Source organism: Phenylobacterium sp. P4_E10, from assembly GCF_056401675.1.
The window spans coordinates 24,777-38,364 of record NZ_JBFUIW010000005.1 but is presented as its reverse complement, the minus strand read 5'-3'; the positions used below and the strand labels follow the sequence as shown (position 1 = coordinate 38,364).

Here is a 13,588-nt window from a genome sequence, read left to right as displayed (position 1 = left end):
GCTAGATCAGCGCCCCGTGGCAGTGCTTGAACTTCTTGCCGGAGCCGCAGGGGCAGGCCTGGTTGCGGCCGGTGTGCTCCCAGCCGTCCGGCAGCGAGGTGATCGGCAGGGCTTCGCGCTGCTCGGCCGAGAGGCCGTCCGGCAGGAAGCCCATCTGCGCGACGTTCTCGCCGGTCAGCGGGTCCATGTGCACTTCGGTCAGGCCGGCGAGCGGGGCGACCGGTTCCGGCTCGGCGAACTGGAACTCCACCGTCATCAGCCAGCGGGTGACGTTCTGGCGCAGATCGACCAGCAGCTTCTCGAATAGCGAGAAGGCCTCCGTCTTGTATTCGTTCAGCGGATCGCGCTGGCCGTAGCCGCGCAGGCCGATGACGTTGCGCAGGTGGTCGAGGTGCATCAGGTGCTCGCGCCACTGCAGATCGATCATCTGCAGCAGGAAGCTCTTCTCGATGGTCCGCATCTGATCGGGGCTGATCATCTGCTCGCGCTCGGCGGCGCGGGCGTCGGCGGCCTTCTGCAGACGCTCCTGGATCTCTTCGTTGGCGATGCCTTCTTCCGCGGCCCAGGCGGCCAGCGGCAAGTCGAGGCCCAGCAGTTCCTGGACGCGCTCGTTCAGGCCGGCGATGTCCCACTGCTCGGCATAGACCTTGGGCGGCAGGTGGCGCTCGACCAGGTCCTCGATGGTGTCCTGACGCATCTCGGCGATGATTTCCGAGAGGTCGGCGGCGGTCATGAACTCCGCGCGCTGCTCGAACACGGCCTTGCGCTGGTCGTTCACGACGTCGTCGTACTTGAGCAGGTTCTTGCGGATCTCGTAGTTGCGCTGCTCGACGCGCTTCTGGGCCTTCTCGATGGCGGCGTTCAGCCACTTGTGGGTGATCGCCTCGCCTTCCTGGACGCCGAAGGTGCGCATGATCGCGTCCAGGCGTTCGCCGGCGAAGATCCGAAGCAGGTCGTCTTCGCAGGACAGGAAGAATTTCGAGTGGCCGGGGTCGCCCTGACGGCCGGTCCGGCCGCGCAGCTGGTTGTCGATCCGGCGGCTTTCGTGGCGCTCAGTGCCGAGCACGTAGAGGCCGCCGGCGGCCAGGGCCGTTTCCTTCAGCGCCTTGGTGTCCGCCTCGATGCGCGCACGCTCTTCGGCGGCGGACTCGGGCGTGACCTCGATGCCCAGGCCGCGCTGCTCTTCGCGCCACTTCAGCACGCGAATGTCGATGTTGCCGCCCAGCTGGATGTCGGTGCCGCGGCCGGCCATGTTGGTGGCGATGGTCACCGCGCCGGGCACGCCGGCGTCGGCCACGATCATGGCTTCCTGCTCGTGGTAGCGGGCGTTCAGCACGTTGTGCGGAATGCCGTTCTGCTTCTTGCCGTCGTGCTCGAACTTGTGGGCCTTCAGCAGCTCGGACAGCTGTTCGGACTTCTCGATCGAGACGGTGCCGACCAGGATCGGCTGGCCACGGACGTAGCACTCCTCGATCTGCTGGATGATCGCGCCGTTCTTCTCGCGGGAGGTGCGGTAGACCTCGTCGTCGTCGTCGATCCGGGCGACCGGGCGGTTGGTCGGGATCTCGGCCACATCCATCTTGTAGATGTCGCCGAACTCCTGGGCCTCGGTCGCGGCGGTGCCGGTCATGCCCGAGAGCTTGGAGTAGAGGCGGAAGTAGTTCTGGATCGTCACCGAGGCCAGGGTCTGGTTCTCGGGCTGGATGCGGGCGCCTTCCTTGGCCTCGATGGCCTGGTGCAGACCTTCCGATAGGCGGCGGCCTTGCATCATGCGGCCGGTGAACTCGTCGATCAGGATCACCTCGCCGTCGCGGACGATGTAGTCCTTCTCGCGGGTGTAGAGGACGTTGGCGCGCAGCGCCTGGTTCACGTGGTGGACGATCGAGACGTTGGCGGCATCGTACAGGCCCGCGGTGTCGGCTTCCAGATGACCGCCGGCGGCGAGCATCTCCTCGACCTTCTCCGAGCCCTCCTCGGTCAGGATCACCTGCCGCTGCTTCTCGTCGTGGTCGAAGGTGGTCGGATCCTGGATCAGCTCCTTCACGACCAGATCGATGGTCTTGTAGAGCTCGCTGCGGTCCTCGGTCGGGCCGGAAATGATCAGCGGGGTGCGGGCTTCGTCGATCAGGATTGAGTCGACCTCGTCGACGATCACGAAGTGGTGGCCGCGTTGGACCATCTCGCTGGCGTCGTAGACCAGGTTGTCGCGCAGGTAGTCGAAGCCGAACTCGTTGTTCGTGCCGTAGGTGATGTCGGCCTGGTAGGCGTCCTGGCGCTGGCCCTGGCTGAGGCCGTGGACGATGACGCCGGTGCTGAGGCCGAGGAAGGCGTAGACCTGGGCCATCCAGTCGCCGTGCAACTGGGCCAGATAGTCGTTGACCGTGATGACGTGCACGCCCTTGCCGGCGAGCGCGTTGAGATAGACCGGCGAGGTGGCGACCAGGGTCTTGCCTTCACCGGTGCGCATTTCGGCGATGCCGCCGTTGTGCAGCACCATGCCGCCGACCATCTGGACGTCGAAGTGACGCTGGCCGAGCACCCGGCGGGACGCCTCGCGCACCACGGCGAAGGCTTCCTCGAGGATTTGGTCCAGGGTCTCGCCCTTGGCCAGGCGGTCCTTGAATTCCTGGGTCTTGCCGCGCAGTTCGGCGTCGGAAAGCGCCTGCATCTTGGGCTCGAACGCGTTGATCTTGGCGACCCGTGCGTTCATGCCTTTGACCTTGCGGTCGTTGGAAGAGCCGAAGAAGCGTTGGAAGATGCTCAAGGGAAATCGTTCCGGATATGCGGGAGGGCCCAGCGGAGGCGCCTACAGCCTGCTCGCCTGCCCGGAAATTCCGCTCTTTTCAGGGCGCGGGAGACTTAAGCAGCGGCCATGCCAGTGTCAACGCGGCGAGGTTGACGGGTGTGTGAGACGTCGGTGTTTCGCCTGCCAAAAGAAAAGGCCCTCCCAGGTGGGGAGGGCCTCGTAGTTCAAGGGCTGATCACGCGATCAGTAGATCTCGATCAGGCCGGCCGCGCCCGCCGAAATCGCGTGAGCGATTTCGGTCACATTCAAAGTGATGGGCGCTGACGGTCGATCTCATTGAAATTAATAAATTTCAATGAGACCTGCAGCGCCCATGCCGCCGCCGATGCACATGGTGACGACGCCCCACTTGGCGCCGCGGCGCTTGCCTTCCTGCAGGATGTGGCCGGTCAGACGAGCGCCGGTCATGCCGTAGGGGTGGCCGATGGCGATCGAGCCGCCGTTCACGTTGTACTTTTCCGGGTCGATGCCGAGCTGGTCGCGCGAGTAGACGCACTGCGAGGCGAAGGCTTCGTTCAGTTCCCAGATGTCGATGTCGTCGATCTTCAGGCCGTGACGCTCCAGCAGGCGCGGAACGGCGAAGACCGGGCCGATGCCCATTTCGTCGGGGGCGCAGCCGGCGACGGCCCAGCCGCGGAAGGCGCCGAGCGGCTCGACGCCGGCCTTGGCGGCGGCCTTGGCTTCCATCAGCACCACGGCGGCGGCGCCGTCCGACAGCTGCGAGGCGTTGCCGGCGGTGATGAACTTGCCTTCACCGCGGACCGGCTGGAGCTTTTGCAGGCCTTCCAGGGTGGTTTCCGGACGATTGCATTCGTCGCGATCGACCAGGTAGTCGACGATGCTCTCTTCCTTGGTTTCCTTGTTGACGACCTTCATCTTGGTCGCCAGCGGGACGATTTCGTCCTTGAACTTGCCGGCCTGCTGGGCAGCGGCCATGCGGCGCTGGCTCTCCAGGCTGTACTCGTCCTGGGACTCGCGGCTGACCTTGTAGCGCTCGGCGACGATGTCGGCGGTGTCGATCATCGGCATGAAGATCGCCGGGTACTGAGCGTAGAGGGCCGGGTCGTTGTTCTCGCGCGGGCCAGCGCCGCCCGGGAAGGACAGGGACTCGACGCCCGCGCCGATGGCGACTTCAGCGCCGTCGTTGCGGATGTAGTTGGCGGCCGTGGCGATGGTCTGCAGACCCGAGGAGCAGAAGCGGTTGACGGTCTGGCCCGAGGTGGTGATCGGCAGGCCGGCGAGCAGCGAAGCCTGGCGGCCGAGATTGCCGGAGCCGTGCGCGACGTTGCCGAGGATCACGTCTTCGACGCTGGCCTTGTCGATCCCGGCGCGGTCCACGGCGTGCTTGATCGCGTGGGCGGCCATCGTCACGGTGGGGGTCATGTTGAAGCCGCCACGTTGCGACTTGGCCAAGCCCGTCCGGGCATAGGAAACGATTACGGCTTCACGCGTCATGAAATGATTCCTCCAAAAAATGAGACCGCCACGGCAGTTATCCGATCCGTACGGTATTTGAGCGGGCGCGACCTTTGCATCCCCGCGCCGAGTTGGCTAGGGACGGGCAACCGCCCGCGAGTTCTTTTCGCACACGAGGTACGTCCCGAATGACGAACTCCACCTTCCGCCGCGTTCCCAACGCCTTGGCGCTGACGGCCGTCATGCTGACAGCCTGCGTCATGCTGGTCGCGTGCGGGGATCGTGGCGGCACGGAAGGCGCGCCGGCCCCGGGCGACACCGCGGTGGCGAAGGTCGACGGCAAGACCGTCTGGGCGTCGGACGTCAAGCGCGAGGCGGTGGCCCAGGGCCTGATCGGCGAGGGCGAGCCGCTGGACGTCTCCTCGGACCTGTTCCGCCGGGTGTTGGACGAGGTGGTGGACCAGAAGCTGCTGGCCGCCGAGGCGATCAAGCGCAAATTGGACAAGGACCCGGTCGCCCAGAAGCGGCTGGCCGCGGCGCGCGAGCGCATCCTCGGCGACATGCTGGTCGAGAGCGTGGTCTCGGACGCCGTCACCGACAACGCCGTCCGCGGGCTCTATCAGGAGCAGCTGAAGCTGGCCAAGCAGTCGGAGGAGATCCGCGCCCGCCAGATCGTGCTGGCCAACGAGGCCGAAGCCCAGGCGGTGCAGAAACTGGTCGCTACCGGCGCCTCGTTCGAGGCCCTGGCGATGGAGCGCTCGACCGACGCGGCGACCCGGTTCAACGGCGGCGACCTCGGCTACTTCACTACCGACGTCATGCCTGACGTCTACGCCGCCAACCTGAAGACCGCCAAGGTCGGCGACATCGTCGGGCCGTTCGCCGTCGAAGGCGGCTGGGCGATCCTGAAGGTCGAGGACCGGCGGCTGGAGCAGCCGATCACCTTCGACGCCGCCCGCCCGCAGATCGTCCGCTTCCTGACCTATGACCAGGTCCGCGACCTGCTGGAGAAGCTGCGAAGCCGCGCCAAGGTCCAGACCTTGATCGGCCAGCCGCAGGACGTCCCCGGTCAACCCAAGGAGCCGGCCGACGCGCCCAAGGCCGCGCCTGCCGCGCTCGCTGTTCCCGCCCCGACGACGAAGGCCGCTCCGGCCGCGTCCGCCGCCCAAGCCAAGACCGTGACGCCATGAGCAAGAATCCCGTCAAGCCGGCCGCCGCGCCGAAGAAGTCCACCGCCGGCAAGGCGCTGGAAGCCGCCGCCAAACCGGTCGAGGCGCTGGCCGGCGCGCTGGATCCGCTGGCCACCGCCATCAAGCGCGCGACCACCAAGAAGCCCGAGCCGGCGCCGGAGCCGGCCAAGCCGGCCAAGGGCGCGCTGCCGGTCTCGCCGCTGGCCGTGCCGTTCCCGAACATCCCGCCGATCGCCGGGGTGCAACTGGCGACCGGCCGGGCCGGCTTCTACAAGCAGGATCGCGAAGATCTGATGGTCATGCGCTTCGTGCGCGGCACCTCCGGCGCGGGCGTGTTCACCCGCCACGGCATCGGCTCGGCGCCGGTGGACTGGTGCAAGAAGCATCTGGAAATGACCAAGGGCGCCGACGTGCGCGCCCTGGTGGTCAACGCCGGCTGCGCCAACTCCTTCACCGGCAAGCCGGGCGCCGATGCGGTGCGCCGGGTGGCCTCGGCCGTGGCCAAGCGCTTCGACTGCCGCCAGCGGGACGTGATGGTCGCCTCGACCGGGGTGATCGGCGTGCTGCTGGACGACGCCAAGATCACCCATCGGCTGCCCGACGTGGAAGCTAAGCTGGTCGACGACGGCTGGGCCGGCGCGGCCCGGGCGATCACGACCACCGACACCTTCCCGAAAGGCGCCTACGCCGAGGCGACGATCGACGGCGAGAAGGTTCGCATCGCCGGGATCTGCAAGGGTTCGGGGATGATCGCGCCGGACATGGCGACCATGCTGGCCTTCGTGGTCACCGACGCGGCGATCTCGCCGACCGCGCTGCAGACCCTGGCCAGCCTCTACACCCGCTCGACCTTCAACAGCGTGACGGTGGACGGCGACCGCTCGACCAACGACACCCTGCTGCTGTTCGCGACCGGGCAGTCGGGCGCGCCGAACATCAGCCGCGCCGGCGACCGCCGGCTGGCCGACTTCCGCGAGAAGCTGGAAGCGGTGCTGATGGACCTGGCGCTGCAGCTGGTCCGCGATGGCGAAGGCGCCAGCAAGTTCGTGAAGATCAACGTGACCGGGGCCGAAAGCCAGGCGAGCGCTCGCAAGATCGCCCGGACCATCGCCGAGAGCCCGCTGGTCAAGACCGCCTTCGCCGGCGAGGACGCCAACTGGGGCCGGATCGTGATGGCCGTGGGGCGCGCCGACGAGCCGATCGACCGCGACCGCGTGAAGGTGATGTTCGGGCCGCTGATCGCCGCTCAGGACGGCCTGATCTCGCCGACCTACGACGAGGCCAAGATGAGCGCTTACATGAAGAACCAGGAGCTTGAGGTCTCGGTGGACGTCGGCGTCGGCCGCGGGACGGCCAGCGTCTGGACCTGCGACCTGACCAAGCAGTACGTCGCGATCAACGGGGATTATCGGTCGTAGGTTTGGAAGACTGCTCCTCCCCTCATGGGGGAGGTGGATCGGCGCATAACGCCGAGACGGAGGGGGACCGCTCTAAGAGTCAAAGTCCCCCTCAGTCAGCCGTTCGGCTGACAGCTCCCCCAGAAGGGGAGCAACTACTCAGCGTATCTTAGTCCAGCGGGGTCCAGCGCTTGGCGGCGCCTTGGCCGCCTTGGCCGGCTTGGGCCTTGTCGCGCTTGGGGCCTTTGAACTGCGACTGGTCGATCGCCTTGGTCGAGGCGCGTTCGCCTTGGACGCGCGCGCCGTGCGGGTGACGGTCGCCGCTAGCCTGGCCCTGACGCTGACCGCCGCCGCCTCCGGCCTTGGCCGGACGGTTACGTTGCTTGCGCAGGCCCGGAGGCAGCTCGCTGCGGCCCTGGGGCTTGCGCCCGCCACCGCCGCCACCACCGCGTTCGGCGTTCTTGCGACCGGCTTCGGCGCGTTCGGCGGCCACTTCCGGCATCGCCTGGGTCATGACATGCAGACCACGGTCGTTGCGGCGATCGAAGGCCGGAATGGTCTGGCGGGTGACCTTCTGAATGTCCTTCAGCAGGTTGCGTTCGTCGTCGGCGCAGAACGCCACGGCCGAGCCGTCGGCGCCGGCCCGGGCGGTGCGGCCGATCCGGTGGACATAGGCTTCCGGCACGTTCGGCAGCTCGTACTGGATGACATGGCTGACCGCGTCGATGTCGATGCCGCGGGCGGCGATGTCGGTGGCGACCAGGGCGCGGACTTCGCCGGCCTTGAACGCCGCCAGAGCGCGTTCGCGCTGGCCCTGGCTCTTGTCGCCGTGGATCGCGGCGGCTTCGACGCCGGCAGCTTCAAGGGACTTGGCCACGCGGTCGGCGCCGCGCTTGGTGCGGGTGAAGACGATCACGCGCTTGAAGTCGCGCTCGGCGAACATCTCGCAGAGCAGGGCGCGCTTGCGGGCGGTCTCGACGAAGATCACCTGCTGCTTGATGCGCTCGACCGTGGTGGCCTGCGGGGTCACCGAGACCTTGGTCGGGTTGGGGCGCAGCAGCTCGCTGGCCAGCTTCTCGATCTCGCCCGGCATGGTGGCCGAGAAGAAGAGGTTCTGACGCAGGCGCGGCAGGTGCTTCACGATCTGACGGATCGGCAGAATGAAGCCCATGTCGAGCATCTGGTCGGCTTCGTCGAGGACGAAGATCTCCACGCCCTGGAGCGTGATGGTCTTTTCCTGCAGGTGGTCGATCAGACGGCCCGGCGTGGCGACCAGGACGTCGACGCCCGGCGCCATGGCGCGCATCTGGCCGCCGTACTTCACGCCGCCGAAGATCACGGCGACCGACAGGTTCATATGCTTGCCGTAGGTCTTGAAGCTTTCGGCGATCTGGGTGGCCAGCTCGCGGGTCGGCGAGAGCACCAGCACGCGGCAGCCGCGGCGCGGCGCGGGCTTCTTGTCGGCGGCCAGCCGGTGGATGATGGGCAGGGCGAAGGCGGCGGTCTTGCCGGTGCCGGTCTGGGCGATGCCGAGCAAGTCCTTACCGGCCATGACGCCGGGGATGGCCTGGGCCTGGATCGGGGTCGGCTTCTCGTAGCCCTCGTCGTTGAGGGCCTTGAGCAGCATCTTGTCGAGGCCGAGGTCGAGGAATTTGGTCAAAACGTATGTGTCTTTCACAGATGCGCCGAATGCGGCCGCTCGCATGTGACGAGGGTCGCGAAGACGCGGGTCATTTGTGGAAAGCCCCCGCGTGGCGGGGCGATCTATGCGATCTCTTCAGGGCGCTCGACAGCTGGGTCCGACGATGCGGAACCATCACGCGGCTGGAGCGCCGATAGCGCCACAAATGTTGCGGCGCAGCAGGGATATGACGGGCGAAACGCCGAAAGTCAAGTTTCGCAAGGATTTGCTCCGCCCCTGCGCAGCGGGGGAGGAGAGCGACGCCTTGACCTCGCGCTTTCCGCCCGCGAGGAAACGGCATGTCCGACTCCAAGCGCATGGTCCTCGTCGCCGCCGCGGCCCTGATCGATTCCGACGGCCGGGTGCTGATCTGTCAGCGCCCGCCGGGCAAGCAACTGGCCGGGCTGTGGGAGTTTCCCGGCGGCAAGGTCGAGGCCGGCGAAACGCCCGAGCAGTGCCTGATCCGCGAGTTGGACGAAGAGCTTGGCATCCAGGTGTCGCACGCTTGCCTGGCGCCGTTCGTGTTCGCCAGCCACACCTACGAGGACTTCCATCTGCTGATGCCGCTGTATTTGGTGCGGCGATGGGACGGCTTCGTCACGCAGAAGGAGCACTCCGGCCTGGCCTGGGTGAAGCCGGCGAAGCTCGGCGACTACGAGATGCCGCCGGCCGACGCGCCGCTGGTGGCCTGGCTGCGCGACCTGGTCTGAGTTGACGCTGACGCGGAGCGGGCCTAGCCTCCATCCATCGATCACGCGACCCGGAAAGGAGGGATGCGACATGACTGTGCTCATCGCCAAACCCTTCGCCGCGCCCGCCGATCTGGTCTCCTGACAACCCAAGGAACGTTCTCGGCGGACGCCTGACCAGGCCTTCCGATCGAAGGATGTCCAGCCTTGCTCGACACCTATGGCTGGAGCCCCGCGCTCCAGCAGCAGTTCCATGACCACGCCGCCGAGGGCCTGACGCCCGGCCGCGTGATCGTCCAACATCGCGGTCTCTACCGCATCGCCACCGACGCCGGGGATCTCTCCGCCGAACTCTCCGGACGCTTCCGCCATGAGGCGCTGGAGGACGAGGTTCCGGTCACCGGCGACTGGGTCGCCGCCGCCGTCCGCCCGCAGGAGGGGGCGGCGACGATCCATCATCTGATGCCGCGCTCGAGCGTGTTCATCCGCCGCGCCTCCGGACCCGGCGGCGGATCGCAGGTGGTGGCGGCCAATGTCGACTTCGCCCTGCTGGTCGGCTCGCTGAACCGCGACCTCAGCCTGCGGCGGCTGGAACGCTATCTGGCCACCGCCTACGAGAGCGGAGCTCAGCCCATCGTCGTGCTGACCAAGGCCGACATGTGCGACGAGGTCAAGGAACTGGTCGCCGAGGTCGAGGCCATCGCCTTTGGCGTGCCGGTGCATGCGGTCTCGGCGGTGAGCGGCGAGGGGATCGAGGCCCTGGCCGCGCACCTGGCCCCTGGAACCACCGCCGTGCTGCTGGGATCGTCCGGCGTGGGCAAGTCGACCCTGGTCAACGCCCTGGCCGGGCAGGAGCTGATGGACACCGGGGCGATCCGCGAAGACGACGCCCGCGGCCGCCACACCACCACCCATCGCGAGCTGATCGCTCTGCCGAGCGGCGCGCTGGTGCTCGATACGCCGGGCATGCGCGAACTGGGTCTCTGGAAGGCCGAGGAGGGCCTGTCGGCGACCTTCGCCGACATTGAGGGGCTGGCCGAGGAGTGCCGCTTCCGCGACTGCGCCCACCAGTCCGAACCCGGCTGCGCGGTGCGGGCGGCGCTGGAGAGCGGCGAGCTGACTCCCGAGCGCTGGCGAAGCTACGGCAAGCTGCAGCGCGAGCTGGCCCACCTGCAGAGGCGGGAGGACCCGCAGGCCCGGATCGAGATGCGCAAGGTCTGGATCCAGCGCAACAAGGCGGTGCGCCGCTATATGCAGGAGCGCCATCGCGAGGACTGAACGGAAAAGGCCCGCGGTGAGCTCGGATCACCGCGGGCCTGTCTTTGGTGTCGAGGTCGCTTCGACACCCTCCAGCGCGCTTCGCGCCACCGGACGGTTCAAGTTGCGCCCGAGTCTGTGGTTGGCGCCAGTCTCGATAACGCCGGTCTGTCAAAATGTCGCACCCCTAGTGACGGTGCGTCCCCGGCCCAGTTCTCAGTCCGAGAAGATGAGGCTACCGTATTCGCATGCGACCTTGAGACGGTTTCGCTGCCGGGCCATTCGGATCCGGGCGCAAGCGGAAGGAGATTCCGTCGCGCATTAGTCCTGATTGGTCGTCGAGCGCCGCGTGGCGCCTATGGTGAAGCGGACAGGAACGCTATCGATCATTGCAATGCTGACGGCCATCCGCGCGCTTCCCTGGAGATCCCGCCAGGCCCTGACCCTGACCCTGGTGGTGTGGGCGTTCTGCTTCGTGCAGTTCGTCACGGTGCTCGCCGTCTGGGGCCACGGCGAGCCGCCGCCTTGGACGGCCTCGTTCCTGGCCATGGCGCTCGGCGCGGGCATGGTCAGTTCAGGCCTGCTCTACATGGTCTCTCGCCTGACCGAGGGGCAGCGGCCTCTGCTGCGCTGGCCGGTGCTGGGGCTGGCGGTGCTGGTGCTGGCGCTGACCCAGGCGCTGATCGACCACCTGTCGTTCCGCCTGGCCAGGGGGCAGATGGACCGGGAGTTCGTGTACCAAGACCTCGCCGGCCTTGTCCTGAACGCTCAGATCTATGTCTGGCTGTTCGGCCTTTATGCCGTGGCCCTGCAACTGCTGAAGACGTTGGAGGAGGAGCGCACGCGCAGCCGCCAACTGGCCGAGGCGCGCGAGGCGGCGCAGGAGGCCAAGCTCGAGGCGCTGCGCTTCCAGCTCAATCCCCACTTCCTGTTCAACACCCTGAACGCCATCTCCGGGCTGGTGATCAACAACCGCAACGCCGAGGCCGAGGTAATGACCGGCAAGTTGGCCAGTTTCCTGCGGACCACCTTCGACACCGACCCCAAGGAACTGATCCCGCTGGCCGACGAACTGGCCACCATCGAGGCCTATCTGGAGATCGAGATCGTGCGCTTTGGCGAGCGGCTCCACGTCAAGATCGACTGCCCGCCGACGCTGCTGGAGGCCAAGGTGCCGAGCTTCATCCTCCAGCCCCTGGTGGAGAACGCGGTGAAGTACGCGGTCGCGCCCTCGCGCCTGGGCGCGACGATCAAGGTCTCGGTCAGCGCCCGCGGCGGCGATCTGATCCTCTGGGTGGAGGACACCGGCCGGAGCGGCTCGGCGGCCGCGAACACCGGGACCGGCGTGGGCCTGCGTAACATCCGCGCCCGGCTGGCCACGCTCTACGGAACGGCGGCGGAGCTGGAGACGCAGGCCCGGGACGAGGGTTTCCGCGCCAGGATCCGCTTGCCGCTGCGTCTGGACCTGGAGGCTGCATGACCCCCTTGCGCGTACTGCTGGTCGATGACGAGCCGCTGGCGTTGGAACGGCTGGAGGCGCTGATCGCCGACATCCCCGACGTGGAGGTCGTCGGCAAGGCGCTGGACGGCGTCGAGGCCGCACAGAAGATCGAGGCCGATCCTCCCGACCTGGCGCTGCTGGACATCCAGATGCCGCACCGGGACGGCATGTCCCTGGCCAAGGCCCTGAAGGGGGCGCCGGAGACCGACGTTGTGTTCGTCACCGCCTTTCACCAGTTCGCGGTGGAAGCGTTCGATGTCGATGCGGTGGACTATCTGCTCAAGCCCGTCGAGCCGGGCCGGTTGAGATTGGCCCTGGATCGCACCCGTCGCCGGCGCGACGCCGGTCCTCGCCCGGAGGCGACCTTCGAGCCGGGAGAGCCGGCCGAGCCGCCGGAAGCCGAACCTTACAGCGGCACCGTCTGGGTGCGCCGGCCGCGCGGCCTGGTGCGGGTTGAGCTGACCGACGTGGAGTGGATCGAGGCGGCGCGCGACTATGTGCTGCTGCATACGCTCAGCCGCTCGCACATGTACCGCACCACGATGGAAGCGCTGTCGCGGCGACTAGATCCGGTGCTGATGGTGCGCGTCAGTCGCTCGGCCTTCGTGCGGCGCGACGCGGTGGTGCGGGCGCAGCGCCGCGGCCGCGGTTCGCTGGTGCTGGAGCTGACCGACGGGGCCGAGGTTCCGGTCGGCAACACCTACACCCACGCCGTCAGTCGCGAGTTCGGCATGAAGATCTATGACGAAGGCGATTGAGCCCTGGCTCGCCGGCTTCCTCGCCGCCGAGCGGCTGCCGACCGCCTATGCTCAGTTCGTGGCCGAGGTCGCCGCCCCTTTGGCCGACCGCATCGCCTCACGCACCCGGGGCGGCGGCGTCGTTGTCGGCATCTGCGGATCGCAGGCCAGCGGCAAGTCGACCCTGACGGCGGTGTTGCGACGGCTGCTTGAGGCCAGGGCCCTGCGGGTAGCGGCGTTCTCGCTGGACGACATCTATCTGACCCGGGCGCAACGTCAGCGCCTGGGGGAAACGGTGCATCCGCTGCTGGCCACCCGCGGCGTTCCCGGAACGCACGACGTCGGGCTGGGCCTGACGCTGCTGCGCGACTTGCGCAGGCCCGGAGTGGTGGAACTGCCGGGCTTCGACAAGGCCAGCGACGATCGCACGGCCGGCGGGAGTTTCGAAGGGCCGGCCGATGTGGTGCTGTTCGAGGGCTGGTGCGTCGGCGCGCGGGCCCAGCCTGTCGAGGCCCTGGCCGAGCCGGTCAATGCGCTGGAGCGCGACCGCGACTGCGACGGCGTCTGGCGCGCCTATGTGAACGCCGCGCTGGCCGGGCCCTACAAGGCCCTGTTCGGCGAGCTTGACCTACTGGTGCTGCTGCAGGCGCCCGGGTTCGAGGTGGTGGCCGACTGGCGCATCGAGCAGGAGCGCAAGCTGCGCGAGCGGCTCGCCCGCGACGGCGGCGACGCCTCGCGCGTCATGAGCGACGAGCAGGTGCGAGGCTTCATTGCCCACTACGAGCGGCTGACCCGCTGGATCCTTCAGGAGATGCCGCGGCGGGCCGACATCGTGATCGGCCTGGACGCGGCGCGGCGGTCCATGCCCGGCGCATGAAAAAGGCCGCCCCGGCGAACCGGAGCGGCCCAGATCT

The 13,588-nt window shown here is 67.8% G+C and carries 10 protein-coding genes; 7 read left to right on the top strand and 3 right to left on the bottom strand.

Annotation, left to right across the window (positions count from 1 at the left end):
- Position 1: 1 nt before the first annotated feature.
- Positions 2–2,764: a preprotein translocase subunit SecA gene (gene secA / locus AC1DQJ_RS07290; protein ID WP_477601734.1), complete on the bottom strand. Its 2,763-nt coding sequence runs from the start codon at positions 2,762–2,764 to the stop codon at positions 2–4.
- Between the two features lie 324 nt (positions 2,765–3,088).
- Entirely contained in the window at positions 3,089–4,261 is a 1,173-nt protein-coding gene (locus tag AC1DQJ_RS07285) for an acetyl-CoA C-acyltransferase (protein WP_477601732.1), read from the bottom strand.
- Between the two features lie 149 nt (positions 4,262–4,410).
- Between AC1DQJ_RS07285 and AC1DQJ_RS07280 the strand changes: the two genes are divergently transcribed.
- On the top strand, positions 4,411–5,412 hold the full coding sequence (locus AC1DQJ_RS07280; RefSeq protein ID WP_477601730.1) for a peptidylprolyl isomerase: 1,002 nt from the start codon (positions 4,411–4,413) through the stop codon (positions 5,410–5,412).
- Positions 5,409–6,830: a bifunctional glutamate N-acetyltransferase/amino-acid acetyltransferase ArgJ gene (argJ, locus tag AC1DQJ_RS07275; RefSeq protein WP_477601728.1), complete on the top strand. Its 1,422-nt coding sequence runs from the start codon at positions 5,409–5,411 to the stop codon at positions 6,828–6,830. Before AC1DQJ_RS07280 ends, argJ begins: the two co-directional genes overlap by 4 nt.
- Positions 6,831–6,978: 148 nt before the next feature.
- Here argJ and AC1DQJ_RS07270 read toward each other — a convergent pair whose 3' ends face one another.
- Entirely contained in the window at positions 6,979–8,469 is a 1,491-nt protein-coding gene (locus AC1DQJ_RS07270) for a DEAD/DEAH box helicase (protein ID WP_477601726.1), read from the bottom strand.
- Between the two features lie 320 nt (positions 8,470–8,789).
- Between AC1DQJ_RS07270 and mutT the strand changes: the two genes are divergently transcribed.
- From mutT to AC1DQJ_RS07245, 5 genes are all read left to right on the top strand, one after another.
- Positions 8,790–9,200: an 8-oxo-dGTP diphosphatase MutT gene (gene mutT / locus AC1DQJ_RS07265; RefSeq protein WP_477601724.1), complete on the top strand. Its 411-nt coding sequence runs from the start codon at positions 8,790–8,792 to the stop codon at positions 9,198–9,200.
- A gap of 186 nt (positions 9,201–9,386) precedes the next feature.
- Entirely contained in the window at positions 9,387–10,457 is a 1,071-nt protein-coding gene (gene rsgA / locus AC1DQJ_RS07260) for a ribosome small subunit-dependent GTPase A (protein ID WP_477601722.1), read from the top strand.
- A 373-nt stretch (positions 10,458–10,830) separates the two neighbouring features.
- Positions 10,831–11,916: a sensor histidine kinase gene (locus tag AC1DQJ_RS07255; protein ID WP_477601720.1), complete on the top strand. Its 1,086-nt coding sequence runs from the start codon at positions 10,831–10,833 to the stop codon at positions 11,914–11,916.
- Entirely contained in the window at positions 11,913–12,695 is a 783-nt protein-coding gene (locus tag AC1DQJ_RS07250) for a LytR/AlgR family response regulator transcription factor (RefSeq protein WP_477601718.1), read from the top strand. Before AC1DQJ_RS07255 ends, AC1DQJ_RS07250 begins: the two co-directional genes overlap by 4 nt.
- The gene (locus tag AC1DQJ_RS07245; protein WP_477601716.1) at positions 12,679–13,551 is read left to right on the top strand and encodes a kinase; all 873 of its coding nucleotides are present in this window, start codon (positions 12,679–12,681) and stop codon (positions 13,549–13,551) included. The genes AC1DQJ_RS07250 and AC1DQJ_RS07245 overlap by 17 nt, the downstream gene beginning before the upstream one ends.
- Positions 13,552–13,588 lie beyond the last annotated feature (37 nt).